This is a genomic window from Kitasatospora sp. NPDC059327 (assembly GCF_042752535.1).
Lineage (GTDB): Bacteria > Actinomycetota > Actinomycetes > Streptomycetales > Streptomycetaceae > Kitasatospora.
Genome location: NZ_JBHYYB010000036.1, coordinates 24809 through 51314, shown reverse-complemented (window position 1 = coordinate 51314; position 26506 = coordinate 24809). Strand labels below are relative to the sequence as shown.

Sequence of the window (26506 nt, the reverse complement as noted above, 5' to 3'; positions counted from 1 at the left end):
TAGTCCACAATGAAAGAGCACCAAGGAGAGACCCCCCGCGCAACTGCCCTGACCGCGCGAGGTCGCTCCTCGGTCGGACGCCGCCGAGCGAGGACCCCGCACAGTTCTCGGTCGACCCGGCGCCCGACGACAGCTCCGGGCTGCGGTGCCGCATGGGTTGAGGGTCCCGTGTCGGCGCCGTGGCCCGTAGTGCTTTCCGCCTCCGGCCGCGGGTGCGTGCCGTGGAGGCGCCCGACGACAGCTCCGGGCCGCGGTGCCGCGGGCCCCTCCTGCCCGGCGGCGGCCGCCCTGCTCCGACCGCGCGACGCCGAACCCCCCGTCCACAGGCTGTGGACGGGGGGTTCGGCGTCGCGGTGCCAGGTGTCAGTGGGTCTCGGTGACCTTGGCCAGGGCGCGCGGGGCGTCCGGGTCCTGACCGCGGGCGATGGTGACCTCGTAGGCCAGCTGCTGCAGCGGCAGGATCTCCAGGATCGTCTGGACCTCCTCGGGCACGCCGGCGGGCAGCGCGAAGCCCGCCGAGGCGGCGTCCACCTGGTCCTGCTGGCCGATGACCATCAGGTCCGCGCCGCGGCCGCGCAGGCGGTCCAGGACCGGCTGCAGGGCCTCGCCGCCCTTGCCCTCCGGGACGATCGCGATGACCGGGGAGACGTTGTCGACCATGGCCAGCGGGCCGTGCAGCAGGTCGGCGCCGGAGAACGGGGAGGCCGGGATGTAGGTGGTCTCCATGAGCTTCAGCGCCGCCTCGCGGGCGGTCGGGTAGCCGTAGCCGCGCGAGGTGATGACCAGGCGCTGGGCGAAGCGGTACCGCTCGGCCAGGGCCTTCACCTCGCCCTGGCGGGCCAGGATGCCGGCGGCCAGCGACGGCAGCTCCTTGGCGGCCGCGCCGTCGCCGCCGCGCAGGCCCTCGACCAGCAGGTACAGCGCGAGCAGCTCGGCGGTGTAGGTCTTGGTGGCGGGCAGCGCCTTCTCCGGGCCGGCCAGCACGTCGATGTGGAACTCGGAGACCTCGGCCAGCGGCGAGGAGGCGTTGTTGGTGACCGCCAGCGTGATGGCGCCCGCCTCGCGGGCCGCCTTGGTCGAGGCCACCAGGTCCGGCGAGCCGCCGGACTGGCTGACGGTGATGACCAGCACGTCCGTGAGGTCCGGCTTGGCGCCGTACGCGGTGGTGGTGGACATCGAGGTCAGGCCGGCCGGCTTGCCGAGCAGGATCTCGATCAGGTACTTGGCGTAGAGCGCCGCGTTGTCCGACGTGCCGCGCGCGGTGAGCAGGACGAAGCGCGGGTCGCGGGCGGCGATCTGGGCCGCGATCTCGAAGATCTTCGGGGCGCCCTCGTCGAGGATGCGCTGGAGGACGGCCGGCTGCTCGGCCATCTCCGCCGCCATGATCCGGCCGGGGACGGGGACAGTCTGCGTGTCGGACATCTGGATGTGCCTCCGATGAGATGGTTCGACCCCACCCGGGCGGGGATGCCCGGCGGGGACCTCTACGGCGGCGAGTCCGCACACTCGCTGCGGTGATTCCTGCGGCAATCCTACGGGGCCTCCCCCGCGCAGCACATTCGAGAGCCCCTCCCGGCGGTCCGGAAGGGGCTCCCGTCGGCTCACGGGCCCCGTCGGACGCCGCTCAGCCCTGCTTGTTGATCAGCTGGTCGATCGCGGCGTCCGCCTCCTTGGCGGCCTGGTCCACCGGCTTGTTGCCCTTGAGGATCGCGGTGAGCATGTCCGGCAGGATCTTCTGCTTCTCGATCGCGCCCCAGCCCGGCGCCAGCGGGGTGAACCAGGCGTCCGGCACCGCGTTGGCCGCGGCGGCGGTGGTCGGCTTGCTCTTCAGCGGGTTCAGCTGGGTGAGGTTGTTCGGCAGGATGTCCTTGTCCGCCAGCGCCTGCTGGGACTTGGTGCTGGTGAACATCCGGATCCAGTCGGTGGCCAGCGCGGCCGACGGCGACTTGGCGGTGACGGCGAGGTCCGAACCGCCGATGAAGGTCGGCAGCGGCTTGCCGCCCGGGCCGGGCATGGTGGCCAGCTTGACGGCGTCCTTGAGGGTCGGGTCTCCGGTGACCGGCGCGCTCACGCTGGAGGCCTCGTAGCCGTTGCCGTAGAAGGCTCCGGCGTGCCCGCGGGCCATCGACTCGAACTGGTTCTGCTCGTTGACCGCCAGGTCGCCCTTGTTGTACTTGCGCACCAGGTCGACGAAGTGGTTCAGGCCCTGCTGGGACTTCGGGTCGCTCAGCGTGCCGTGCCAGTTGCCGGCGCTGTCGAAGCGGGCGATGGCGCCGCCGTACGCGGAGACGTAGCTCATCGCCGCGTACCAGTACGGGCCCGGCAGGTAGAGCGCGGAGTAGCTCTTGTCGGCCTTGTTCTTGTCCGCGACCTTGTCCAGCGCCGTCCGCAGCTCGTCCTCGGTCTTGGGGAAGTCCGCGCTGCCGGTGGCCGCCTGGAAGGCGTTCGCGTTGTAGATCGCGACCCGGGCACCCGCGTAGTACGGCACGCACCAGAGCTTGTCCTGGTAGGTGCAGGTGTTGGCGAGCGCCTTGATCCAGGCGTCGGAGTTGTCGAAGGTGGAGCGCTCCACCGGGGCCAGCGCGCCGGCCAGCACGTACTTCATGGTCTCGGTGTTGCCGAGCTCCACGACGTCGGGGGCGCTGCCGTCGGCGAGCGCCTTGTCCAGCTTGCTCACCTTGTCGGCCCAGCCCTGGTAGGCGAGCTTCAGGGTGACGTTCGGGTACTTCGCCGCGAACTCGTCGTTCACCCGCTGCACGAGGTCCGGCCAGTTCTTCTGGGCGTCGTCCATCAGCCAGACGGTGACCGTGCCGGTGGCGGACTTCGGGTCCGTCGTGGCGGCCTTGCCGTCCCCCGAGGGCGAACCGCCCGAGGAACAGGCCGTCAATCCGGCGGCGAGCGCCATGATTCCGAACGTCGCCATGAGCTGACGCTTCTTCACGCCATCCTCCGAGGGTGCTAGAGCCTGTGCCCGCCGGCAGCGTGATGGCGCGTCCGCCCGGAGAGCTCCGGGCGGGGACGGCGAAGTGCTTCAGGAAGGGCCAATACCACATCCGGTGAGGTTGAATTTCGAACCGGATGGACTGGAGCCTGGCCTAGACCACTGGCGGTGTCAACGCCAAATGACCAGGCTGCAAAGGACGTTGCAGACCTGTTGTACCGCGTGGCGATCAGTCGCCGCATCATCACCCTAAGTAGAACTTAAGGCTGACTTAAGACCGATTTGAGGGAACACCGACAGGTGACAACTCCGCAGGTCAACGGAGGGAAAACGGAGCGGGCCCGCCATGCGCCATGCGCATGACGGGCCCGCTCGCGAGTACCTTCCCGGCACTCGGGGTAACGGTCCGGCAGAACCTCAGCCGATCGCTCCCGACTGGCCGGTGAGCACCTCGACGGCCGCCAGGCCACAGACCCGGGCAGCGCCGTGGGTGGCGATGTGGAGCGCGCCCACCGGCTCGGACTGCGGCAGGCCCATCTCGACCACCGCGGCGTCCGGCCGGGCCGCCACCAGACGGGACAGCGCGGCGGACATCCACGCGTAGCGGTGGGCGTCACGGACCACCAGCACCAGACGGCGGCCCTCGGCGCCGGCCACCACCTCGGCGACCAGCGCGTCCAGCTGCTCCGGCGCGGCGTCCTTGGGGCCGACCCCCCGGGTGCGGGTGCCGGGGAAGCGGTCGGCCAGCATGTCCGCCACGCCCCACGGGGTCACCGCGCCGACGGCGATGTTGGGCTCGTCGGAGAACGAGGCCACGTACGGGCGCTCGGTCACCGGGTGGGCCTCCCGGCCCGGGGCCCGGACCACGCGCAGCGCGCGGCGGGCGGCCCGCAGGCCGACCGCCAGGTCGGGCTCCAGCCGCTCGCCCTGGGCCGCGATCCGGCCCCAGCTGCCGAGCGCGCGCACCCGGTCGGCGGCGTCGGCCAGCCGCTCCTCGGCGAGCTTGCCGGCCCGCACGCCCGCCACGATGGCGTCGCGCAGCAGCAGCACGGTCTCCTCGTCGGCCAGACCGCCGCCGACGCAGATCGCGTCCGCGCCGGCCGCCAGCGCCAGCACGGTGCCCTCGCCCATCCCGAAGGTGTCGGCGATGGCGCCCATCTCGATCGCGTCGCTGACGATCAGACCCTGGTAGCCGAGGCCACCGTCGGCCGGGGCCGCGCGCAGCAGGTCGCGCAGGACCCGGGGGCTGAGCGTCGCCGGCAGCTGGGGGTCGAGCGCCGGGATCATGATGTGGGCCGTCATCACGGCCTTGGTGCCGGCCGCGATCGCGGCCTGGAACGGGATCAGGTCGCGGGCGCGCAGCACGTCCAGGTCGACGTCGATCACCGGCAGGCCGTGGTGCGAGTCGACCGCGGTGTCGCCGTGTCCGGGGAAGTGCTTCGAGCAGGCGGCCACACCGGCCGACTGCAGGCCCTCGACCCAGGCGGCGGTGTGCCGGGCGCACAGCTCCGGGTCGGCGCCGAAGGACCGGACGCCGATCACCGGGTTGCGCGGGTTGGAGTTGACGTCCGCGGTGGGCGCCCAGTTGTAGTTGACGCCGGCGGCCGCCAGCGCGCGGCCCAGCTCGCGGGCGACGTCGCGGGTCAGCGCCGGGTCGTCGATCGCGCCGAGGGCGAAGTTGCCCGGCCAGGAGGAGCCGGAGCCGGCCTCCAGGCGGGTGACGTCGCCGCTCTCCTCGTCGATCGCGATCAGGAGGTCCGGGTTCTCCTCGCGCAGCGCCTTGGTCAGCGCCGAGAGCTGGTCGAGACCGGTGACGTTGCGGTCGAAGAGGGCGACCGAGCCGAGGCCGGCCGCGAGGTGGCGGCGGACCCACTCCGGGGGCTCGGTACCGACGAAACCGGGCTGGAGGACGGTCAGCGCGTCGCGGTGCAGCTGGTCGCTGGCCGGGAGGGTGGGGACAAGGATGCTCACGTCGCGTCAGCCCTTCACTGCACCGTCGGTCAGACCACCGACGGCCTTGCGCTGGAGGAATACGAAAAGGATCAGCACCGGGAGGGCGAACAGCGTCGAGGCCGCCATGGTGGCGCCCCAGTCGGTGCCGAAGTTGGTCTGGAACGAGGAGAGCCAGAGCGGCAGGGTCTGCCCCTCGGTCTTGTTCAGGATCAGGACCAGGGGGAACTCGTTCCACGCGGTGATGAAGCCGAACAGCGAGGTCGACATCAGGCCCGGGGCCAGCAGCGGGAAGATCACCTTCACGAAGGCCTGGGTGCGGGTGCAGCCGTCGACCATCGCGGACTCCTCCAGCTCCTTCGGGACGGCGGCGATGAAGCTGCGCAGCGTCCAGATGGTGAAGGGGAGGACCATCATCATGTAGAAGGCGGTCAGCGGGACGAGGCTGTTCAGCATCTCGCTGTCGCGGGAGATCAGGTAGACCGCGATGGTCATGACCTCCCAGGGCGCCATCTGCGCGGCCATCACGACCAGCACGAAGGCCTTGCGGCCGCGGAAGCGCATCCGGGCGATGGCGAAGGACGCCAGGGTGGCGATCACCAGCGAGATCAGCACCGCGACGATGGTCACCGTGAAGCTGTTGGTGACGTACGTCCAGAACTTGGGGGCGTTGACCGCCGTCGTGAAGTGGTCGAGCGTCGCGTCGAGGGGCAGGAAGACCGGCGTCCGGCTGACGATGTCCTTCTGTTCCTTGAAGGCGGTGATGACCATCCAGTAGACGGGGAAGATGAAGAAGACGAAGAGGACGAGCGCGATCACGTTCGGCCAGGTACGTCCGATGAGCGAGCGCCTCACAGCTCGTCCTCCTGCTTCAGAATGATCCGGAAGTAGTACGCCATCAGCACACCGAGCATCAGGATGGTGAGCACCGCGATCGCGGCGCCGGTCCCGTAGTGCTGGGCGCCGGTGCCCTCCAGGAAGGCGTGGACGGGCAGGGTCCGGGTGAGCGAGTCGGGGCCGCCGGCCTTGATCGCGTAGACCTGGGTGAAGGCCTTGAAGACCCAGATGACCTCAAGGAAGGTCGTGGCCAGGAAGAACGGCTTCAGGCTCGGGAAGATCACCGAGGTGAAGATCTTGGCGGGGCCGGCGCCGTCCATCCGGGCCGCTTCGTAGAGCTCCTTCGGGATGGTGGTCAGGCCCGCGTACATGTTGAACGCCACGAAGGGGATCGAGCCCCAGACGATCAGCAGGATGATCACGAAGAAGGTGGAGTACTGGCTGCCGGTCCAGTTGTAGGCGGCCATCGAGTGCCACCCCAGCTGGTCCAGGAACCAGTTGACGACACCGAAGCGGGTGTCGAACAGCCAGGTGTAGACGGTGGTCGCGGCGACCACCGGCATGGCCCAGGCGAGCAGCAGAGCGACCGAGAGCACCAGTCGCATCTTCTTGCCGAGGCGGTTGAGCAGCAGACCGACCAGCGAACCGCCGACCATGATCAGGAGCACGTTGACCAGGGTGAACGCGACCGTCCGGCCGGTGACCGCCCAGAACTCGGAGTTGGTCAGCTGCTCGGTGTAGTTCTCGAAGCCGTTCCACTCGGTCAGGTGCTGGACGAGCTGGCGCGCGTTCAGGTTCTGGAACGAGACCAGGACGGTCTTCAGCAGGGGCCAGCCCAGCAGACCGAGGGTGACCACGGTGGCCGGCAGCAGCAGCAGGTACGGGGCGAACCGCGTGCCGAAGCCCGGTCCGCCCGCCGTTCTGGTGCTCTTCTTCGGAGTGCCCTTGGCGCCGCCGTCGGCGACGCGCGTCTCAATAGTGGCCACAGCAGCCTTCCCTGTGTCCGGGGACTGTGTCTGCACCCGCTCCGAATGCACAGCCATCGTTCTCTCTTCCTGACAACCTGACCACGACGGACAGGCGCCGCTCACCGGCCCCCCGCCGGGGGCCGGTGAGCGACGCCGCTCGACCACTTACTGCTTGGCGTTCAGACGCTTGGCGATCTCGTCGTCGGCCTTCTTGGCAGCGGCGGCGTAGTCACCGGTCAGGGCGCCGGTCAGGAACTCCTTGATGGGGTTCGGGTTGTTCTCGACGCTCGCCCAGTTCGGCGTGGTCGGGGTGATGCCACCGGAGGCGGCACCGAGCTTGGCGGCGGCGGCGAAGTCGCCGACCACCTTGTCGTCCAGCGACTTCTTGTTCGGGATGCTGCCGGCGGCGGCGACCAGGCCCTCGTTCTTGTCGTTCAGGGCGATCTTCAGGAAGTCCTTCGCCATGTCGCTGTTCTTGCTCGCCTGGGCGATCGCCAGGTTGGAGCCGCCCAGGAACACGCCGGAGGCCTTGTCGGCGGTCTTGCCCGGGAGCGGGAAGTAGCCGATCTTCTCCTTCGGCATCTCCTTCTCGGTCGGGATCTCCCAGCCGAGGCCGATGATCGAGCCGATGTCGCCCTTGGCGAAGACGTCCTTCTGCTGCGGCTTGGCCTCGTCACCGTCCTTGGGGCCGGTGACCGAGTGGCTCTGCAGCGCCTTGTAGGTGTCGAAGGCCTTCTGCGCCTCGGGGGTCGACAGACCGCCGACCCACTTGTCGCCGTCCTTCTTCGCGAGCTTGCCGCCCTCGCTGGTGAGGAGACCGAAGTAGACGTACCACTCCTGGCCCGGCATGTAGATCGCGTCGGAGACGCCGGGGACGGCCTTGACCTTGTCCAGGTCGGCGTAGAACTCGTCCAGGGTCTTCGGCGGCGCGGTGATGCCGGCCTTGCCCCAGATCTCCTTGTTGTAGGCGACCACGCGGTTGGTCACGAACCACGGGGCGGCGTACTGCTTGCCGTCCAGGATCGCGGACTCGCTCTGGTTGGCGTTCCAGTCGGCACCGCCGATGGCGGCCTTGTCCTTGGTGATGTCGAGGAGACCACCGGTGGCCGCGTAACCCGCGGTCTGGGTGTTGCCGACCTCGAGCACGTCGACCGAGCCCTCGGACAGCGCGGCGGTGACCTTCGGGCCGATACCGGTCCACTCCTGGATCTGGTACTCGATCTTGGAGCCCGGGTAGGTGGTCTCGAACTCGGTCTTGACCGCGTCGTCCCAGCCCTTGGGGGCGGAGCCGGACATCAGCCACACCTTGAGCGTCTTGCCGCTGTAGTTCTTGGCGGCGGACGAGGACGAGCCGGCCTTGTCGCCGTCGCTCTTGGCGTCCGAACCACAAGCCGCCAGGCCGACGACCATTGCTGCGACGCCGACCGCCGCGATGAGCTGACGCTTCACGCCATCCTCCTGAGGGATGCCTGAGTGACCCCCGTCGGGTGGCTGCGGCAGACCCACGTAAAGCGGGAGGAAAGGTGCCGCCGACCCCATCGAACGGGTGGGGGGATTCATAGTTACTGATCTAGTGGTGTAGACCAGATGCCTGGAGCTTGGCCTAGACCAATGGGCCTGTCAACGGCTCTTCGACCGATCCGGACCACCCGTTATCAAGCCGACACCGCACATCGTTCATCGCGTGATGAGGTATTCGTTCCGTAGCCATACATGCAACGATGTGAGTTGTTAACGATGCGGCGGGGCCCCCAAAGGCCCCGCGAGAAGCGGGAGACAGGTCCGATGAGCAGCGACGGGGGCAGCACGGCCCAGGTCAACGACCCCCAGGTGAAGAACCTCCCGGCGCAGACCGGCGCGGACGCCACCGCGCGGGTGCCCAAGTACTACGGCCTCAAGCGCCACCTGCTGCAGCTCACCGAGACCCAGCCGGCCGGCACCCCGGTCCCGCCCGAGCGGGCACTCGCCGCCCAGTTCGACACCTCCCGCACCACCGTCCGCCAGGCGCTCCAGGAGCTGGTGGTCGAGGGACGGCTGGAGCGCATCCAGGGCAAGGGCACCTTCGTCGCCAAGCCCAAGGTCGCCCAGGCCCTCCAGCTGACCTCCTACACCGAGGACATGCGCGCCCAGGGCCTGGAGCCCACCTCCCGGCTGATCGAGATCGGCTACATCACCGCCGACGACCGGCTGGCCCCGCTGCTGGACATCAAGCCCGGCGGGCGGGTGCTGCGGATCGAGCGCCTGCGGCTCGCCAACGGCGACCCGATGGCCATCGAGGTCGCGCACCTCTCCGCGAAGCGCTTCCCCGCCCTGCGCCGCAACCTGGCCAAGCACAACTCGCTGTACACGGCCCTGCGCGAGGTGTACGCCGTCACGGTGGCGGAGGCCGAGGAGACCATCGAGACCACTCTGGCCACCCCGCGCGAGGCCGGACTGCTCGGCTCCGACCTCGGACTGCCGATGCTCCAGCTCGCCCGGCACTCCTTCGACGCGGACGGCGACCCGGTCGAGTGGGTCCGGTCCATCTACCGCGGCGACCGGTACAAGTTCATCACCCGGCTCAAGCGCCCCGAGTAGCCTCCGGCCGCTCCTCCACCGAAACCCCGGGCACCGGCGTACGTACGCGTACGCCGGTGCTTTGGTACGGGGGCCCGGCGCGCGGGGGGCCGCCCCGGCGCGCGGCACGTCCGGAATGCGGAAAGTTCTGTCGTTCCCGGTGACACAGATCACTCCATGCTCTAGATTTCGCACCCGTACTGACTGCCGATCACCAGTGGTGCTGCTCGGCGGGCTCGGGGGGCCGTGCGGTACCTCCGGGCTGCGGCGCCGTCGGGGTGAGCCCTCTGGAGCGGAGCCGAAAGATGTCGTCAGAGCCTGCTGCCGTTGAATCTGTCATGCCCGAGCCACCGGGCTCGGGAGCCGTTCCCGCGGTGACCCCGGAGCGCGTGCTGGCCGGGCTCGCCCTGCTCGTGCCGATCGTCGCGATGCTCTGGGTGTCCTCGTACGACAAGACCGGCCCGGAGGCGGGCGGGGTCCCCTTCTTCTACTGGTACCAATTGCTCTGGGTGCCGGCTTCGGCCGTCTTCACGGTCGCGGCCTACCTGCTGATCAACCGGGACGAGAAGGCCCGCAAGGCCGCCCGGAAGGCGGGTGGCGCGCGATGAACGGCGTCAACGTACCGGCCCTGACCGTCTTCGTCCTCTTCTTCGTGCTGGTCACCGTGATGGGCTTCCTCGCCTCGCGCTGGCGCCGGGCGGACAACGCCCAGCACCTGGACGAGTGGGGTCTGGGCGGCCGCAGCTTCGGGACCTGGGTCACCTGGTTCCTGCTGGGCGGCGACCTCTACACCGCCTACACCTTCGTCGCCGTCCCGGCGGCGGTCTACGCGACCGGCGCGGCCGGCTTCTTCGCGGTGCCGTACACGATCATCGCGTACCCGCTGGTCTTCCTCTTCCTGCCCCGGCTCTGGTCGGTCTCCCGGGTGCACGGGTACGTCACCCCGGCCGACTTCGTGCGCGGGCGGTACGGCTCCAAGCCGCTCGCCCTGGTGGTCGCGCTGACCGGCATCCTGGCCACGATGCCCTACATCGCGCTGCAGCTGGTCGGCATCCAGGCGGTCCTGGACGTGCTGGGCGTCGGCGGCGGCGAGAACGCCAACTGGTTCGTCAAGGACCTGCCGCTCTTCATCGCCTTCGGCGTGCTGGCCGCCTACACCTACTCCTCCGGGCTGCGGGCGCCGGCCCTGATCGCCTTCGTCAAGGACACCCTGATCTACATCGTGATCATCGTCGCGGTGATCTACATCCCGATGCGGCTCGGCGGCTACGGCCACATCTTCGACGCGGTCGGCGAGAAGTTCAGCGCCCCCAAGTCGGCCGGCTCGCTCACGGTGCCGGAGAACAAGCAGTGGACGTACGCCACGCTGGCGCTCGGCTCGGCGATGGCGCTCTTCATGTACCCGCACTCGGTCACCGGCGTGCTGGCCTCGAAGTCCCGCAACACGGTCCGCCGCAACATGGCGATCATGCCGGCGTACTCGCTGATGCTGGGCCTGCTGGCGCTGCTCGGCTTCATGGCGATCGCGGCCGGCATCGGCAAGGGCGACAAGAAGTTCAACGCCCAGCTCTCGGTGCCGCAGCTGTTCGAGAACATGTTCCCGGACTGGTTCACCGGCGTGGCCTTCGCCGCCATCGGGATCGGCGCGCTGGTGCCGGCCGCCATCATGTCGATCGCGGCGGCCAACCTCTTCACCCGCAACGTCTACAAGGAGTTCCTGAAGCCGGCCGCCACCCCGGCCGACGAGACCCGGGTCGCCAAGATCGCCTCGCTGCTGGTCAAGGTCGGCGCGCTGGTCTTCGTGCTCACCATGGACAAGCAGGCGGCGATCAACCTGCAGCTGCTGGGCGGGCTCTGGATCCTGCAGACCTTCGTCTCGATCGTCGGCGGCCTGTTCACCCGGTGGTTCCACCACTGGGCGCTGTTCGCCGGCTGGGCGGTCGGCATGATCTACGGCACCTGGGAGGCCTACGACATCGCCAGCCCGGCCACCAAGCACTTCGGCGGGAACGCCGCCGAGATCCCCGGGATCGGCGAGCTCGGCTACATCGGCCTGACCGCCTTCGTGCTCAACCTGGCGGTCGCGGTGACGCTCACCCTGGTGCTCCGGGCGGTCAAGGCGCCGGACGGCCCGGACGAGACCCGGCCCGGCGACTACAGCGCCGAAACCGGCGACGAAGAGCTGAAGAACGCGCCGGAGCCCGTGGCGGCGCACTGATTCGCACCGCGCGCGCCCTGTGACCGCGCCGCCTCCTCCGTGAACACTGGAGGAGGCGGCGCGATCATATGTATGAACGGCCGCACACGCAGGGCACCACCAGACCGGACCGGCATCCGGCCGGCAACTGATCGACCCACGGGGAGCAGCGGCGATGGCAGATCTCGGCACCACGCTCAACGGTCCGCACCAGTCCACCCACCGGGCCGGCCCACCGGCCGGCACGGCGCCCTACCCGGCGTCGCCCGCCCCGCACACCGCGCCGGCCGCGACGCCCGGCCCGCTGCCGTCCCTGCTGATCGCCACCCGGCACGGCGAGTCCACCGCCAACGTCGAGTTCCAGCTGGCCGAGGCGGCCGGCGCGCTGAGCGTGCCGATCAGCTGCCGTGACGCGGACATCCCGCTCTCCCTGCACGGCCGGCAGCAGGCCCAGGCGCTCGGCCGCTGGTGGGCCGGCCTGCCCGGCGCCGACCGCCCGCGCAGCGTCTGGTGCTCCCCCTACGAGCGCACCGCCGAGACCACCCGGATCGCGCTGGCCCAGGCCGCCGGACTGGGCGCGGTACCGGTCTCGCTCGCCGTCCGCTACGACGAACGGCTGCGTGACCGCGAGCTGGGCGTCCTGGAGATGCTGCCGAAGGCCGCGATCGAGACCGAGCACCCGGAGGAGGCGGCGAGACGCCGCAAGATGGGCGAGCTCTACTACCGTCCGCCGGGCGGCGAGTCCTGGGCGGACGTGGCGCTGCGGGTGCGCAGCGTGCTGCGGGACATCTGCGCGGAGGAGGCCGGGCGACCGGTCCTGCTGGTCGCGCACGACTGTACGGTGCTGATGCTCCGCTACGCGCTGGACCGGCTCACCGAGGCGCAGCTGACCGCCCTGGAGCCGGTCCGCAACTGCTCCACCAGCCTCTGGCGCGCGGACGGCGGGCGACTGCGCCCGACGCGCTGGAACGACACCGGGCACCTGGCCCTCGGCTGACCTCCGGGCGGCGGGCGGCGGCCCGGGCGCGGCCCGGGCGGGCGAGCGGGCCGCCGACGGCGTCCGCCCGTCCGCCCGTCCGCCCGTCAACCGGCGGCCGGCTCGGCGAAGCAGCGGCGGTAGGCCAGCGGAGTCGTCCCCAGGCGGCGGCCGAAGTGGTGCCGCAGGGTGGCGGCGTTGCCGAACCCGCAGCGGGCCGCGATCGCGTCGACCGGCTCGGCGGTGGACTCCAGCAGCCGCTGGGCGAGCAACAGCCGCTGCCCGGTGAGCCAGCGGTGCGGCGTGGTCCCGGTCTCCTGCTGGAAGCGGCGGGCGAAGGTGCGCGGGGACAGGTGCACCCGGGCGGCCAACTGCTCGACGGTGGACTCCTCGTCCAGGTGGTGGCGCATCCAGTCGAGCAGCGGCGCCAGGGACTCGCCGTCCCCCTCGGGCAGCGGCCGGGCGACGAACTGCGCCTGCCCGCCCTCCCGGTGCGGCGCCACCACCATCCGGCGGGCGATCCCGCGGGCCACCTCGGCGCCCTGCAGCTTGCGCACGAGGTGCAGACAGGCGTCGATGCCCGCCGCCGTACCGGCCGAGGTGATCACCGGGTCGTCGTCCACGTAGAGCACGTCCGGCTCGACGGTGGTCCTCGGGAAGCGGGCGGCCAGCCCCTCGGTGTGCCGCCAGTGCGTGGTCGAGCGACGGCCGTCCAGCAGCCCGGCGGCACCGAGCACGAAGGCGCCGCTGCAGATGGAGAGCACCCGGGCACCGCCCTCCACGGCGGCCCGCACGGCGTCCAGCAACGGCTCCGGGTAGTGCGGACGCACCCCGGTGGCCGTCACGACCACGAGGTCGGCCTCGGCGAGCCGCTCCGGGCCGTAGGGGACGTCCACCGTGAAGCCGGCGTGGGTGCGGTGCGGTCCGGGGTGGGCGCCGGCGACGGCGAAGTCGTACCGGGGCAGGCCGTCCGCGCTGCGGTCCAGGCCGAAGACCTCGCAGGCCACCCCGAGCTCGAAGGGGTGGAGCTCCTCCAGCACCACGGCGACCACGTTCTTCAGCATGCCGCCCAGGATGCCTCCCCGGGGTGTCCGCGGGGAAGGGTCCGGATGGCAGGATTTCGAGGTGATCGGTCATTCCTGCCACTCGTCGCCGCCCGGCGGCGCCGCGAGAGTGGAGCCATGGACTCCGACACGCTCGCAAGCGCACTCGCCCTGGTCGGGGCCGTCGGCGGCTTCGGCCTGCTCGGCACCCTGATCGGGCACGAGGTGGACCGCGGCGCCGCCAACGGCCGCGACAACTGGCACCGGCCCGGCGGCTACCCCGTCGACCCGACCCTGCCCGACCGGCTCTACGGCACCATGCCGGCCGCCTCGCTCCGCCCCGACGCCGACCCGGCCACCGCCCTCGCCGACCCGCGCCCCGCGGCGGCCGGCGGCGGCCTCCACGACCACGCCCCGGCACCGGAGGCCGAGGACGGCTCCGGCACACTGACCGCATGGACATCGTCATCCGCCCGGCCCGCGAAGCGGACCTCGAAGCAGCCGGCCGCATCACCGTCGAGGCCTTCGTCGGCGACGGGTACACCTCGCCCGAGAGCCAGTACGTCGGCCTCCTGCGCGACACCGCCCGCCGGTCCCGGGAGGCCGAGCTCCTCGTCGCGGTCGACACGGCCGAAGGACGGGTCCTCGGCTGCGTGACCTTCGCGGTGGGCGGCACCGAGTGGGCCGACATCGCCACCCCGGACGAGGGCGAGATCCGGATGCTCGCCACCGCGGCGGCCGCCCGCGGCCGGGGAGTCGGCGAGTCCCTGGTCCGCTCCGCCCTCGCCCGCAGCCGCGAGCTCGGGCTGGCCGGGATGGCCTTCTCCACCCGGCCGGAGATGCGGGCCGCCCACCGCATCTACGAGCGCGTCGGCTTCCTCCGGACCCCGGAGCGCGACTGGGCGCCGTACCCGGGGATGAACCTGATGGTCTACAGCATGGCCTTCTGACGGACGGTCGGGGGCGACCGGAGCACCACCCGGGGGCCCGTCGGGGGCCCGCCCGGGTGGCCGCGCCGGTCGCCGACGGACGATCAAAGCGCTCTTTTGATATAAACCTCTGATCGAGACACGTGGCAGCCCATCGATCCGGGGAGCAGCACCTCATGTACGACGGGCCCAGCGTCGACGCGCCCTCCGCGCCCGGCGGACCCACCCCGCAGGACATGCGCGAGGCCCGCGGGATCCCCGCCCCGCGCGGCAGCCGCTACGCGATCCCCGCCGAGCCTCCGGCGCCCCCGCGCCCGCTGCCGCCGTCGGTGCGCTTCAAGGCGGTGGACGGACTCCGCGGCCTCGCCATCGCGTCCGTGCTGCTCTACCACACCAACTGGTTCCAGAACGGGCTGTTCGGTGTCGACGCCTTCTTCGTCCTCTCCGGGTTCCTGGTCACCCTGGTCCTGATCCGCGAGCTGGACCGCACCGACGGCATCGCGCTCGGCGTCTTCTACCGCCGGCGGGCCAAGCGGCTGCTGCCCGGCCTGCTGGTCACCGTCCTCGCGGTGGTCCTCGTCTCGGCGCTGCTCAGCCCGCTCAAGGACGTGAAGGAACTGCGTCCGCAGGCGCTGGCCGCGCTGGCCCAGGTCGCCAACTGGGCGCAGCTGGAGCGCGGTGACGCCTACTGGCAGCACTTCGCCGGCATCGACCCGCTGGCCGCGATGTGGTCGCTCAGCATCACCGAGCAGTTCTACGTGGTCTGGCCGCTGCTCCTGCTGCTCATCCACGCGGCCTGCCGCCGCTCGCTCAAGGCCGCCGGCATCGTGACCGGCGTGCTGTTCGCCGCCGCCGCGGCCGTCGCCCCGCTGATGTGGAACGGCTCCAACAGCGACCGGCTCTACCTGGGCACCGAGTCCCGCGCGGTCGGCTTCGCGGCCGGCGCCACCGCCGCCTTCGTGGTCTACCTGCGGCTGCGCCGCCGGGCCCAGGACGGCGCGGACGCGGGCCCCCGCTCCCAGCGGCGTTCGCTGGCCCACGCGGGACCGGCGAGCACGGTGCTGCTCACCCTGCTCGGCACGGCCGCCCTGGGCGGGCTGGTGCTGGCCAGCCTCAGTGTCGACAACTACCACCAGCCCTGGCTCTACCAGGGCGGACTGGCCGGGGTCGCGGTGCTCTCCGCCGTCCTCGCCGCCTCGCTCTGCCACGACCGCGGCCCGCTGGTCCGGGTGCTCTCGCTGCCCCCGCTGCGCCTCACCGGCACCATCTCGTACAGCCTCTACCTGGTGCACCTGCCGGTCTACTGGCTGCTCCAGCGCTTCGTCGACGACATCACCGCGCCGCTGCTGCTGGCCGTCGGCGCGCCCGTCTCCTGGGCGCTGGCCTGGCTGCTGCACACCGGCACCGAGCGGCTGCGGGTGCTGCGCTGGCGGCCGTTCCCGACCATCCCGCTGCTGGCCGCCACCGCGCTGACGGCCACCGCCGGCGCCTGGTACCTGCCCGCCTGGGTCGAGCACGACATGCGCTCGGGCTCCGCCGAGAAGCCGCTGGTGCTCGCGCTCGGCGACTCCTTCTCCGAGGACCTCGCCACCGGCCTGTACCGGCACGGCGACCGCTTCCGGGTGGTCGACGGCGGCATCAGCGGCTGCGGCGTGTTCGGCTCCGAGAAGGTCCGCGGCACCTCCCGGGTGGAGTTCGACACCACCGACGAGTGCCGCGACCGGACCTCGCACTGGGCGAAGAGCCTGGACGGCGTCCAGGCCAAGGCGGTCGTCCTCCACCTCGGCTGGGACGCCGCCGAGCAGTACCTGGACGGCAGCTGGCTCAACCCCTGCGACGAGGACTACCGCACCCGGTACACCGCCCAGCTGACCCAGGCGACGGACCTGGTCCGGGAGCGCGCGCACGACGCCCGGGTGCTGCTGATGAACGAGCGGGTGCAGAACGGCGCGATCGACAAGACCTGGGGCACCTGTTACAACCAGCAGGTCGGCGACTTCGTGAAGGCCTCCGGCGGCGCCGTCCAGCTGCTCGACCTGAACGCCTTCTACTGCCCCGGCGGCAGCTGCGTCTGGAAGGACCGCGAGGGCCACCTGGTCTCCCCCGCCACCGACGGCGTGCACCTCACGCCGGCCGGTATGCGGCTGGTGACGCCCTGGCTGGAGCAGCAGATCGCGGACGCCCTGGCCGGGGTCCGGCCCGCCGGCGGGCCGCAGGACGCCGCGCAGGCTCCCCGGAGCACCCCGACCGCCCCGGCGACGCCGACCGCCCCGGCCGCGCCCACCGAGCAGCCGACCCCGACCGACCAGCCGTCCCCGAGCCACTCCGCCACCCCGAGCCGCAAGCCCACCACCACCCCGCCCCGCAAGCCCACCACGAGCCCGAGCCGGGCGGCCACTCAGCCGGCCGCGACCTCGGGAACGGCGTAGGTCTGCGCGAAGCAGCCGCGGATCGCCTCCTCGGAGGCCGGGCGGCCGGCGAAGTCCATCCGGGGGGTGTCCTGGTTGGTGGGCAGGGTCGGGTCGATGCCGAAGTAGAGCGACCAGAAGTACACCCCGGCCAGCTTCCGCTCCTGCGCGACCTGGCAGACCGCGGTGAACCAGGTGGCCTGCACGGCCTCGTTGAGCTCGCGCTTGGTGTAGAAGTCGCCGGGCGTCTTGTACGCGCCCTTCTGCGCCGGGATGCCCACCTCGGTCAGCTTGGTGGTCGGCTGCGGGCCCTTGCCGCGCTTGTCCAGCCAGGAGTTCCAGCTGGCCGCCAGGTCGGCCGTCGCGGCGTCGTCCCCGGCCGACTTGGCCGGGAAGTAGGCGTCGACGCCGGTGCGCTCGGTCGGCACCGCGACGACGCCCTTGGACCAGTTGTCCCAGTTGGCGTCGTACGCGACCTCGCCGCGGAAGGTCTTCCGCGCCTGCTCCACCAGCGGGGCCCAGTGCGGGTCGCCCTCCAGCGAGTTGAACTCGGTGCCGATGGTGAACTCGGTCGCGTCGTGCTCCTGGGCGGACTTCAGGTAGGGCGTCAGGAAGGTCGAGTAGCTGGCGAACCAGGCGTCCCGGTCGGTGGGGGCGATGTTGCCGCGCCAGCCGTTGTTGGCCGGCTTCAGCGACTCCTCGTCCAGGATCGGCCGCACGGTCGTGCGCAGGCCCGCCCGGTGCGCGGTGTCCAGCAGGATCGCCAGCCGCTCCGGGCTCGGCGTGGTCGGCCGGGCCGCGACCGCGTTGGACTTGCTGCCCACCGTGTAGAACGGGAACGACACCGAGAGCGCGTTGGCGTTCAGCCCGACCACGTACGAGACGATGCGGTCCGCCTTGCCCTGGACGAAACTCTCCGGGTCGGCGGGGTCGTCCAGCCAGTACACCTGGACGCCCCACTCCGGGCTGCCCTGCGCCCACGGCCGGGCCACCTTGGGCCCGGTGTCCTCCGGCGGCGCGTCCTTGCCGAAGCCCCAGACCCGGCCCTGCTCGTGGGCGGCGCCGGCCCAGTGCACCTCGGTCGGGCGCTTGCGGTCGAACTTGATCGGGTGGTCGCCCCAGACGATCGGCACACCCACGGTGATGCCGAGCACGGCGGTCGGCAGGATGAAGATGACGAAACGCTTCATAGTTCTGGCTTCAGTCCCTGAGCGCCGGTCAGGCCGGCTTGGCGATGACGACGAACTTGTTCTCCTCGCGGCGCAGGAACTTGATCAGCCCCCGCATCCCGCCCCAACCCTCCAGCAGCGAGAACAGCGGGATGGCCGCGACCACCGCCATCGGCTCCCACCACTTGCGCCGGTGGTCGGCGGAACCCACCACGTTCAGGCGCAGGCCCTCCCAGTACGTCCAGATCACGTAGGCGAAGTTGATCGACCAGATCAGCACCACCGACTGGGTCACCGGCGAGGTGTTCATCGTCCCGGTGAACCAGGCGATCAGCAGCACCAGGCCGACGTGCTGGAGCGGTCCGAGCACCCAGCTGACCATGCCCATCCCGATGAACAGCCGGAACCGCAGCGGGATGGTCTTGTTGAAGCAGAGCGCCACCAGGCCCCAGGCCCAGCGCTCGCGCTGCTTGAGGAAGTCCTTCATGCCGGCCGGCGAGGCGCCGTAGCAGCGGCCGTTGAACCAGTCGCTGCGCCCGGGGTAGCGGACACAGAAGTTGAGCGCCATCTGGGCGTCCTCGACGATGGTGTCGGGGCCGAAGTCCCAGCCGATGGTGGCCTCCACCGAGGAGCGCACCAGCAGCAGCTCACCGTGCACCCCGGCGATCGGCGTCCCGGTGCCGGTCATCGCGCGGAACCGGGCGATGTCGTCGGCCGGGCGGATCGCGTCGGCGAGCCAGGTGAAGGTGGAGACGGCGTTCTCCCGGGGGTACGTCAGGATGCCCTGCGCCATGTGCTTGGCGTCGTCGCCGGCCCGGCGCTGGCGGTTGATGAACTGGGCCACCGCGGCGGCGGTGTCCGGCCCGACCCCGGTGTCGTCGTCCATGTGCAGCACCCAGACGTCGTCCTCGGCCTCGCCCTCCTCGATCCGCAGTTCGTGGGAGTAGTGGTTGGCCCGGGCCTTGAACTTGGTCCCGTTCGGGGTCTGGTAGACCTTCGGGACGGTCACCACCCGGATCAGCGGGTTGCGGGCGGCCAGGTCGTCGATCTTCTCGCCGGCCGCGCAGCCCTCCTCGGTGAGGATGTCCACCCGCATCCACGGGAAGTACGCCGGCAGGTGGTCGACGTACGACAGCACCGAGCGCTCCAGCGCCGGGTAGGTGTCGTGCCGGCCGATGGTCGGCACCAGGACGATCAGGTAGTCGTCCTCGGCCGGCGCCGCCGGCGTCATCCGGTCCGCCTTGCGCAGCCGGCGGCGGACCATCAGTACGCCCTGGAAGCCGATCAGCACGCCGAAGACCGGCATGCCCCAGAGGATGGTGATCGCCCAGCCGAGCGGGGTCGGGTTGGGCACGTAGGCCCAGAGCGAGAAGCTGAAGATGATCAGGAACGACAGGTAGAACGGGACGATGCGCGGCTTCCACGACATCTGCCGGTCGGCGAGCCGAGCGGCCTCGCGGGACGTGGTCAGTACCGTCCGCGCGGGTGCTGGTGCTGTCATGGCGAAAGTCGTTCCTCGTCTGTTGCGTCTGTCCGTTCACCCCCGCCGGACCGGGCCGGCGGGTCTGCGTGCTACCCCGGGTAGGGGGGCGTCCCGGGGGCCGGCGGGACCGGTCCGGGGGTCACCGGCCCGGGCGTCACCGGCGGGGCCGGCCAGGGCTGGTGGGGCTGCTGCGGGGCCTGCGGGGGAAGCCGGGGCGGGGAAGTCTGCGGCTGCGGCTGCGGGGCCTGCTGCGGGGCCCAACCGGGCTGCGTCCGGGCGTGCTGCGGCGGCTGCTGCTGCGGCCACTGCGCGGGCTGGACCTGCGGAGGCCGGGCCGGCCCGGGCGGCTGGTCCTGCGGGAGCGTCTGCAGCAGCGACCAGTGCAGCTGGCCGGGCTGCTGGGCCGGCAGCGGCTGGAACGGCGAGGGCTGCCCGGCGGCCGCCCACGGGCCCGGCGCCGGCGCCCAGCGCGACCCGGACCGGCGCAGCGAGCCGATCAGCAGCACCGCCAGCGTCGCCGTGACGGCCACTCCGAGCCCGAAGGTCACCAGCTTCAGCCACCCCTCGGTGGTCCCGGTGAACCACCGGCGCTGCGGCTCGTCCAGCAGCGCACCGGTCAGGCTGCGCACCCGGTTGTAGCCCTCGACCAGTGCCACCCCGACCACCACGCCACGGGCCCAGTCCCGCCCGCGCAGCAGCAGGATGCCGGAACCGAGGTACAGCACCGCGAAGTTGAGGCTGCCGGTCTCGGCGACCACCGAGGAGCCGCCGTAGTAGAAGATCCCCTTGGCGAAGGTGGTGAAGCCGGCCTGCCAGAAGCAGTTGTAGACCGCCCAGCCGAGCAGCGCGGTTCCCCAGGCCACCGCGAGTCCGGCGGCCGGGCGGTCAGGACGCGTCTGTGTCATCTCCCGTACCCCCGCCCCTGCCGGGCGCACCCGGCTTCAACCCGTTCGATTCCGGGGCACAGGATGCCATACGCGCGAACGGACCAGGAATTCCGCGGGTTCAGGCCGGACACGGATGTGTCGCGAACGTCACCGGGGCACGCCGGCCGGTTCAACGGACGTGCAGGCCGCTCCAGTCGACGTCCGCGCCGAACGGACCGGAGCCGCCGGTGAGCGCGAGGCCGTTGGCGTAGGTGGCCTTGACGTCGGCGTTGGAGTTGCCGGGCTGGTCAGCGGTCAGGTTGTCCGCCGTCAGCGACTGCCCCCAGACCGTCCAGACCGTCCACGGGGTCCGCCGCAGGGTGTCCGGCTGACGGGAGTTGACCGGGACGGCGAAGGACTCGGCCAGGATCCGCGGCTTGCCGTAGCCGGCCAGGCCGTCGTAGTAGCGCTTGGTCCACACCTCGCCGGTGCCGATCGGGTGCGCCGGGCTGCCGCTGTAGTCGTCCACCCCGACCACGTCGACGTACCGCGCGCCCGGGTAGTAGTCCCAGGGATCGACACCCGGAGCGCCGTCCCAGGAGACCGGGGTCCAGGCGAACAGCAGGTTGTGCAGGCCCCTGGTCTCCACCAGGTAGTGGTAGGTGATCCGCCAGAGCGCCTGGTAGTCGGCGGGCTTGCGGCCCGACCACCAGAAACCCCGGGCGCAGTCGGCCGCGTTCATCTCGTGGTACGGGCGCAGCAGCACCGGCACGTCGTGGGCCGCGAGGTACTCCAGGTGGTCCGCCAGGAAGGAGAGGTCCTTCAGCAGCGCGCGGTACTCGGGGGTGTTCCCGGCACCGTCGACGACCCGGGCGAACCAGCCCGGGTCCTTCGCGCCGGGCGAGGCCGAGCAGAGCACCCGGTCGAAGGACTTGACGTCCGAACCCGGGTACGGCTGGTGGAAGGACATCCCGACCAGCCCGGCCGGGCCGCCGCCGTTGTCGGGCAGCTCGGTGGTGGTGCCGTCGCAGTTGCGCTGGGTGCCGGACGCCCCGTAGGTGCCGTCGTCCGGGCGCGGGTGGCCGGACCAGACGGCGGTCATCAGGTCGACCGCGTCGTCGGTGTACTGCCAGCCGGCCGCGCAGGACGGCCACCGGCCCGCCGAGTAGGAGCGCGGGTTCCCGACCCCCCACCCGGTCAGGCCGTAGCCGGGACCGAGGTCGGTCTCGACGAATCCGGGCAGCTTGCCGCTGATGTCGGCGGCCTTCCGGTAGTAGTAGCCGACCGGCTTGGTGCCGCGGTAGTCCCCGTACTCGGGGTTGTAGAGCTCGTTGTGCGCCTCGACGTGCTGGCCGATCACCGTCCCGCCGGAGCGGCCGGAGCGGGCCTGGCGCTCCAGGTCGGCGAGCAGTTGCTGGACGGCCCGTGCGTTGGGCGAGGCCTTGGGGTCGCGGGCCAGCAGCTCGCTGCCGACCTCCGGTGCCAGGGCGCGCCCGGCGCCGCCCAGCGTGAGCACGCCCCGGGGCGGATCGTCCGGGCGGCCGCCGTCGGTCCGGCCGTCCTGCCCGGCCAGCACCACCGCGCCGGCGGCGAGCACCACGCCGGCCGCGGCCAGCACGGCCGGTCTGGCACGCAGCGCGCGGGGCAGGGCCACGAACACTCCTCCGGATGCTGACCGGCAGGGCCTGCGCCATCACAACCGGAACACGTGTACGACTGACAGGCGGTGAGCCTGTCACACTCCCCCGCGCCCGGGCGAGCGGACCCGCCCCGGCCGCGGGCCGGGGCGTGCCTCCCGCGGGCCCGGACGGACCGTCAGGGCGCCGGGACGGCGGCCGGTGCGCCGCCCGCCGCCTTGGTGCGCTGGAGCAGCTGGTTCTTCACGTGCTCGTCGAACCCCACCGCGGCGGCCGTCGCGGCCGCGTCCGCGGTGTTGCCGCCCTTGGCGGAGCCCTCCACGGTGAAGAAGCCGTACCGGCCCAGGGTGCCCTTGGTGTTGGTGCAGCCCGGAGTGGTGCAGAACGCCGGGGAGCCGGGGGCGGCGGCGCCCTTGAGGTGGCCGACGTAGTTCTTCACGGCGGTCTCGGCCTGCTGCTTGTGGTCGAAGACCGCGACACCGACCGTCACGGCGCTGTCGCCGGAGACGTAGGTGGCCCGGAGCACCTGGCGGCAACCCTGGTCACCGAGGATCTTGCCGAGGCCGCCGACCGTGGAGTTGCCGTCCCAGCAGGGCGAGTCGAGCGAGACCACGGTGCGGTTCCAGGTGGCGCCGTTGACCGTCACGGTGAGCGCCGAGAAGAGCGCCGCCGCGTCCTGCGGCGCCGGGTCGGTGCCGGCCTCCCAGAGCGGCTTCGACGGGTCCTCGGGCGTGGCGCTCGGGGTGGCCGTCGGGGACGCCTTGCCGGAGGGCGTGGGCGCCGGCTGCTGGGTGCCCGCCGTGGCGGTGGTGGTGGGCTCGGCGACCGGCTTCCTGTCGTCGCCCTTGTTCAGGAGCAGCAGGCCGCCGGCGACCAGGCCGCCGACCACCAGGAGGGCGACCGCCGCCCCGATGATCCGGGTCCGGCCCTTGCGCCTGGCCTCCGCCTCGTTGCGGTCCGCGAGGGCGGCCCAGTCCGGCTCGGCGTGCTGCAGCGGGGGCTGGGGCTGCGGGGGCTGCGGCTGCCACTGGTGCTGCGGCGGCTGGTGCGGATGGGGCTGGGGCTGCGCCGGCGGCGGCTGGTGCGGGACCGGCTGCGGCGCGGGCGGCCGGCCGTGCACCGGCGGCTGCGGCACCGCGGGCACCGGCGGGACGGCCGGCTGCGGCGCGGGCGCCGGCGGCCCGTACGAGGCAGGCGGCGGGCCGAACCCGCCCGGGACCGGCGGCACCGGCTGCGGCGCACCGGGGTACGGTGCGGGAGCCGGCGGCACGACGGGACCACCGACGGGCGGCGGGCCCTGCGGTGGCGGTCCGGACGTGCCCGGCTGCCGCTGGTTCTGTGCGCCCCCCGGCCCGGCGGGAGGGGGCGGCTGCTGACCCGGCGAGGCGGGCTGACCGGCCCACTCCCCGGGCGCGCCCGTTCCGTCGCTCATGCGCCCACCTCACTGCGCTCGGCGGTCGCTTCGCGAATCGCGCTGATGTTGATGATTCGCTCGCTCCGCTCGCTCATGAGCCGAGATCGTAGGGCATGCCCCTGACGGCAGGTCGGCCCGGTGACCATTCCGTTCCCGAATCCGGACACCCGGCGGGCCGCGGCCACCCGGTGACAACCGTCACGGCGGCCCGTGAAGGCCCCCTGGAGCCACCCTGGAACAGGCCCCGGCGCACGGGTCGCCGCAGCTCCCCGGAGCCCCGAACAGCCCCGGCGCAGGCCCGGAACAGGCCCGCGCCGGTACCACCGACCAGGACGTCGACACGCGATGCCGCACAACATGTGGGGTCGCATCGAGCAGACACCACTAGATGTATGCTCGTCCCTGCTGTCGACGCAGGGGAACCCGGTGCGAATCCGGGACTGCCCCGCAGCGGTGTGCGGGCGGCTCCGAGAGAGCCCGCGAGTCCGAATACCTGGCGACGGCGTGCCGCCCGGCCTCCCCGCAGAGGCCTTCCGCAGCAGTACTACTTCCGGGCCTCGCGGGCGGGCCGGGGATGCCACCGTCGCGCGACGCCGTCCGGTCGTCGCGCCGTGCTCCCCTGCCCCGAACGGCCCGGCCCCGAGCCACCGACGCCGATCGCCGCCAGGAGAGAGCGCCTTGACCACCGCTGCCTCAGTCACCCTGCCCGCCCAGGGTTCCAGCTCCGCCCCCGTCGACCCGACGGTGTCCGACCCCGGTGGCACGCTGCTCCGGCTGCTGACCGACCGCAGCGCCGACCTCCCCCAGGTGGACCCCGGCCATGTCGCCGCCGCCGCGCTGCGCGGCCGCCACGCCGGCTCGGACTTCGCCGAGCTGCGCGGGCTGGCCGTGGACGCCGCAGCGTCGATGATCGCCGAGGACCCGCAGTACTCGAAGCTGGCCGCGCGACTGCTCGCGCTGGAGATCGTCGACGAGGCGGTCAGCCAGGGCTCGGTCTCCTTCGCGGACTCGATCGCGGTCGGCCACGCCGAGGGCCTGATCGGCGACGGCACCGCCGACTTCGTCCGCAAGCACGCCGCCGCCCTCGACGCGCTGATCGACCCCGAGGGCGACGACCGCTTCGAGTACTTCGGCCTGCGCACCGTGCAGTCCCGCTACCTGCTGCGCCACCCGATCACCCGCAAGGTCGTCGAGACCCCGCAGCAGTTCCTGCTCCGTGTCGCCTGCGGCCTGGCGGTCGGCGACAGCGAGCAGTCGGTGCGCGAGGTCGCCGAGCTGTACGGCCTGATGAGCCGGCTGGAGTACCTGACCTCCTCGCCGACCCTCTTCAACTCGGGCACCAAGCACCCGCAGATGTCGAGCTGCTACCTGCTGGACTCGCCGCTGGACAACCTGGACTCGATCTACTCCCGGTACGCCCAGATCGCCCGCCTGTCCAAGCACGCCGGCGGCATCGGCCTGTCCTACTCGCGGATCCGCTCGCGCGGCAGCCTGATCCGGGGCACCAACGGCAAGTCCAACGGCATCGTCCCGTTCCTGCGCACCCTCGACTCCTCGGTCGCCGCGGTCAACCAGGGCGGCCGGCGCAAGGGCGCGGCCTGCGTCTACCTGGAGACCTGGCACGCGGACATCGAGGAGTTCCTGGAGCTGCGCGACAACACCGGTGAGGAGGCGCGCCGCACCCACAACCTCAACCTGGCGCACTGGATCCCGGACGAGTTCATGCGCCGGGTCAACGCCGACGCCGACTGGTCGCTGTTCTCCCCCGCCGACGTGCCCGAGCTGGTCGACCTCTGGGGCGCCGACTTCGACGAGGCATACCTGAAGGCCGAGCAGGCCGGCAAGGCCGTCCGCACCATCCCCGCGCAGACCCTCTACGCCCGGATGATGCGCACCCTGGCGCAGACCGGCAACGGCTGGATGACCTTCAAGGACGCCTCCAACCGCGCCGCCAACCAGACCGCGCTGCCCGGTCGCACGGTGCACAGCTCCAACCTCTGCACCGAGATCCTGGAGGTCACGGACGACTCCGAGACCGCCGTCTGCAACCTCGGCTCGGTCAACCTCGGCGCCCACGTCGCCGCCGGTGCCACCGCCGCCGACCTGCTGAACGCGATGGACTGGGAGCGCCTGGACTCCACCGTCCGCACCGCCGTCACCTTCCTCGACCGCGTGGTGGACATCAACTTCTACCCGACCCCCGAGGCCGGCACGTCCAACTCGCGCTGGCGCCCGGTCGGCCTCGGCGTGATGGGCCTGCAGGACGTCTTCTTCAAGCTCCGCCTGGACTTCGACTCCGCCGAGGCGAAGACCCTCTCCACCCTGATCTCCGAGCGCATCATGCTCACCGCGTACGAGCGCTCCGCCGACCTGGCCGAGCAGCTGGGCCGCCACGAGGCGTACGGCGAGACCCGCGCCGCCCGCGGCGAGCTGCACATCGACCACTTCGGCTCGGCCGCCCCGCAGTGGGCCGAGCGCTGGGAGGCGCTGCGCGCCCGGATCGCCGAGACCGGTCTGCGCAACTCGCTGCTGCTCGCCATCGCCCCCACCGCCACGATCGCCTCGATCGCCGGTGTCTACGAGTGCATCGAGCCGCAGGTCTCCAACCTGTTCAAGCGCGAGACCCTCTCCGGCGAGTTCCTCCAGGTCAACCCGTACCTGGTGCGCGAGCTGAAGGAGCTGGAGGTCTGGGACCAGCAGACCCGGGACGCGCTGCGCGACGCCAACGGCTCCGTGCAGGACCTCAACTGGCTGCCCGCCGAGGTGCGTTCGCTGTACCGCACGGCGTGGGAGCTCCCGCAGCGCGCGCTGATCGACCTGGCCGCCGCCCGGATGCCGTACATCGACCAGAGCCAGTCGCTGAACCTCTTCATGGCGGCGCCGACCATCGGCAAGCTCAGCTCGATGTACGCGTACGCCTGGAAGGTCGGGCTGAAGACCACCTACTACCTGCGGTCGCGGCCGGCGACCCGGATCGCCCAGGCCGCCTCGGGCACCGCCCGCGCCGCCGCGCCCGTGCCGGTGGCGTCCCCGACCCTCAGCCCGGAGGAGGAGGCCGCGCTGGCCTGCTCCCTGGAGAACCCCGAGTCCTGCGAGGCCTGCCAGTGAGCACCACCCCCGACGACCGGCCCG

General features: G+C 71.8%; 19 protein-coding genes and 1 riboswitch. Of the genes, 7 read left to right on the top strand and 12 right to left on the bottom strand.

What is annotated here, in order from left to right:
- Nucleotides 1–363: 363 nt before the first annotated feature.
- The 6 genes from ACFXHB_RS22420 to ACFXHB_RS22395 all read right to left on the bottom strand — a co-directional run bounded on the left by ACFXHB_RS22420 (nt 364) and on the right by ACFXHB_RS22395 (nt 8145).
- Complete coding sequence (locus tag ACFXHB_RS22420) at nt 364–1422, bottom strand: SIS domain-containing protein (RefSeq protein WP_380576364.1); 1059 nt, start codon at nt 1420–1422, stop codon at nt 364–366.
- Between the two features lie 202 nt (nt 1423–1624).
- Nucleotides 1625–2923 (bottom strand): extracellular solute-binding protein, encoded by a 1299-nt coding sequence (locus tag ACFXHB_RS22415; protein WP_380576363.1) that lies wholly within the window; start codon nt 2921–2923, stop codon nt 1625–1627.
- Between the two features lie 435 nt (nt 2924–3358).
- On the bottom strand, nt 3359–4912 hold the full coding sequence (locus ACFXHB_RS22410; protein ID WP_380576362.1) for a glycoside hydrolase family 3 protein: 1554 nt from the start codon (nt 4910–4912) through the stop codon (nt 3359–3361).
- Nucleotides 4913–4918: 6 nt separating this feature from the next.
- Nucleotides 4919–5746, bottom strand: a complete 828-nt coding sequence (locus ACFXHB_RS22405; RefSeq protein ID WP_380576361.1) for a carbohydrate ABC transporter permease — start codon at nt 5744–5746, stop codon at nt 4919–4921.
- Nucleotides 5743–6771: a carbohydrate ABC transporter permease gene (locus ACFXHB_RS22400; protein ID WP_380576360.1), complete on the bottom strand. Its 1029-nt coding sequence runs from the start codon at nt 6769–6771 to the stop codon at nt 5743–5745. The genes ACFXHB_RS22405 and ACFXHB_RS22400 overlap by 4 nt, the downstream gene beginning before the upstream one ends.
- Before the next feature lie 90 nt (nt 6772–6861).
- Complete coding sequence (locus tag ACFXHB_RS22395) at nt 6862–8145, bottom strand: extracellular solute-binding protein (protein ID WP_380576359.1); 1284 nt, start codon at nt 8143–8145, stop codon at nt 6862–6864.
- Nucleotides 8146–8481: 336 nt separating this feature from the next.
- On the opposite strand from ACFXHB_RS22395, the gene ACFXHB_RS22390 reads away from it, so the two are divergent.
- The 4 genes from ACFXHB_RS22390 (at nt 8482) to ACFXHB_RS22375 (ending at nt 12446) form a co-directional block, all read left to right on the top strand.
- Nucleotides 8482–9273 carry a GntR family transcriptional regulator gene (locus tag ACFXHB_RS22390; protein ID WP_380576358.1) on the top strand — a complete coding sequence of 264 codons (792 nt, stop codon included), beginning with the start codon at nt 8482–8484 and terminating at the stop codon, nt 9271–9273.
- Nucleotides 9274–9590: 317 nt separating this feature from the next.
- Nucleotides 9591–9860, top strand: coding sequence for a DUF3311 domain-containing protein (locus tag ACFXHB_RS22385; protein WP_380576357.1), 270 nt, complete (start codon nt 9591–9593; stop codon nt 9858–9860).
- On the top strand, nt 9857–11470 hold the full coding sequence (mctP, locus tag ACFXHB_RS22380; protein ID WP_380576356.1) for a monocarboxylate uptake permease MctP: 1614 nt from the start codon (nt 9857–9859) through the stop codon (nt 11468–11470). Before ACFXHB_RS22385 ends, mctP begins: the two co-directional genes overlap by 4 nt.
- Before the next feature lie 154 nt (nt 11471–11624).
- Nucleotides 11625–12446, top strand: coding sequence for a histidine phosphatase family protein (locus tag ACFXHB_RS22375; protein ID WP_380576355.1), 822 nt, complete (start codon nt 11625–11627; stop codon nt 12444–12446).
- 86 nt (nt 12447–12532) lie between these two features.
- Here the strand turns inward: ACFXHB_RS22375 and ACFXHB_RS22370 are convergent, their stop codons facing one another.
- Nucleotides 12533–13489 (bottom strand): helix-turn-helix domain-containing protein, encoded by a 957-nt coding sequence (locus tag ACFXHB_RS22370; protein ID WP_380576354.1) that lies wholly within the window; start codon nt 13487–13489, stop codon nt 12533–12535.
- A gap of 434 nt (nt 13490–13923) precedes the next feature.
- Here ACFXHB_RS22370 and ACFXHB_RS22365 point away from each other — a divergent pair, with 434 nt between their 5' ends.
- A complete protein-coding gene (locus tag ACFXHB_RS22365) occupies nt 13924–14418 on the top strand; it encodes a GNAT family N-acetyltransferase (RefSeq protein WP_380576353.1) in 495 nt (164 codons plus the stop codon).
- A 122-nt stretch (nt 14419–14540) separates the two neighbouring features.
- Nucleotides 14541–16826 (top strand): acyltransferase family protein, encoded by a 2286-nt coding sequence (locus ACFXHB_RS22360; RefSeq protein WP_380576352.1) that lies wholly within the window; start codon nt 14541–14543, stop codon nt 16824–16826.
- Here the strand turns inward: ACFXHB_RS22360 and ACFXHB_RS22355 are convergent.
- The 5 genes from ACFXHB_RS22355 to ACFXHB_RS22335 form a co-directional block, all read right to left on the bottom strand.
- The gene (locus ACFXHB_RS22355) at nt 16796–17995 is read right to left on the bottom strand and encodes a glycoside hydrolase family 113 (RefSeq protein WP_380576351.1); all 1200 of its coding nucleotides are present in this window, start codon (nt 17993–17995) and stop codon (nt 16796–16798) included. The two genes, ACFXHB_RS22360 and ACFXHB_RS22355, sit on opposite strands and share 31 nt — an antisense overlap.
- Before the next feature lie 28 nt (nt 17996–18023).
- On the bottom strand, nt 18024–19475 hold the full coding sequence (locus ACFXHB_RS22350; RefSeq protein WP_380576350.1) for a glycosyltransferase family 2 protein: 1452 nt from the start codon (nt 19473–19475) through the stop codon (nt 18024–18026).
- Nucleotides 19476–19546: 71 nt separating this feature from the next.
- Nucleotides 19547–20362, bottom strand: coding sequence for a hypothetical protein (locus ACFXHB_RS22345; RefSeq protein ID WP_380576349.1), 816 nt, complete (start codon nt 20360–20362; stop codon nt 19547–19549).
- 151 nt (nt 20363–20513) lie between these two features.
- Nucleotides 20514–21977 (bottom strand): glycoside hydrolase family 26 protein, encoded by a 1464-nt coding sequence (locus ACFXHB_RS22340; RefSeq protein WP_380576348.1) that lies wholly within the window; start codon nt 21975–21977, stop codon nt 20514–20516.
- A gap of 161 nt (nt 21978–22138) precedes the next feature.
- Nucleotides 22139–23095, bottom strand: coding sequence for a hypothetical protein (locus tag ACFXHB_RS22335; RefSeq protein WP_380576347.1), 957 nt, complete (start codon nt 23093–23095; stop codon nt 22139–22141).
- A 662-nt stretch (nt 23096–23757) separates the two neighbouring features.
- A riboswitch (cobalamin riboswitch) is annotated at nt 23758–23890 on the top strand.
- A 186-nt stretch (nt 23891–24076) separates the two neighbouring features.
- Here ACFXHB_RS22335 and ACFXHB_RS22330 point away from each other — a divergent pair.
- On the top strand, nt 24077–26482 hold the full coding sequence (locus tag ACFXHB_RS22330; RefSeq protein ID WP_380576393.1) for a ribonucleoside-diphosphate reductase subunit alpha: 2406 nt from the start codon (nt 24077–24079) through the stop codon (nt 26480–26482).
- The last annotated feature ends 24 nt before the right edge of the window (nt 26483–26506 follow it).

Coding starts and splice junctions, on each gene's coding strand:
- ACFXHB_RS22420 (WP_380576364.1), bottom strand. CDS start 1,422: ATGTCCGACACGCAGACTGTCCCCGTCCCCGGCCGGATCATGGCGGCG.
- ACFXHB_RS22415 (WP_380576363.1), bottom strand. CDS start 2,923: ATGGCGACGTTCGGAATCATGGCGCTCGCCGCCGGATTGACGGCCTGT.
- ACFXHB_RS22400 (WP_380576360.1), bottom strand. CDS start 6,771: ATGGCTGTGCATTCGGAGCGGGTGCAGACACAGTCCCCGGACACAGGG.
- ACFXHB_RS22390 (WP_380576358.1), top strand. CDS start 8,482: ATGAGCAGCGACGGGGGCAGCACGGCCCAGGTCAACGACCCCCAGGTG.
- ACFXHB_RS22385 (WP_380576357.1), top strand. CDS start 9,591: ATGCCCGAGCCACCGGGCTCGGGAGCCGTTCCCGCGGTGACCCCGGAG.
- mctP (WP_380576356.1), top strand. CDS start 9,857: ATGAACGGCGTCAACGTACCGGCCCTGACCGTCTTCGTCCTCTTCTTC.
- ACFXHB_RS22375 (WP_380576355.1), top strand. CDS start 11,625: ATGGCAGATCTCGGCACCACGCTCAACGGTCCGCACCAGTCCACCCAC.
- ACFXHB_RS22370 (WP_380576354.1), bottom strand. CDS start 13,489: ATGCTGAAGAACGTGGTCGCCGTGGTGCTGGAGGAGCTCCACCCCTTC.
- ACFXHB_RS22365 (WP_380576353.1), top strand. CDS start 13,924: ATGGACATCGTCATCCGCCCGGCCCGCGAAGCGGACCTCGAAGCAGCC.
- ACFXHB_RS22355 (WP_380576351.1), bottom strand. CDS start 17,995: ATGAAGCGTTTCGTCATCTTCATCCTGCCGACCGCCGTGCTCGGCATC.
- ACFXHB_RS22350 (WP_380576350.1), bottom strand. CDS start 19,475: ATGACAGCACCAGCACCCGCGCGGACGGTACTGACCACGTCCCGCGAG.
- ACFXHB_RS22345 (WP_380576349.1), bottom strand. CDS start 20,362: ATGACACAGACGCGTCCTGACCGCCCGGCCGCCGGACTCGCGGTGGCC.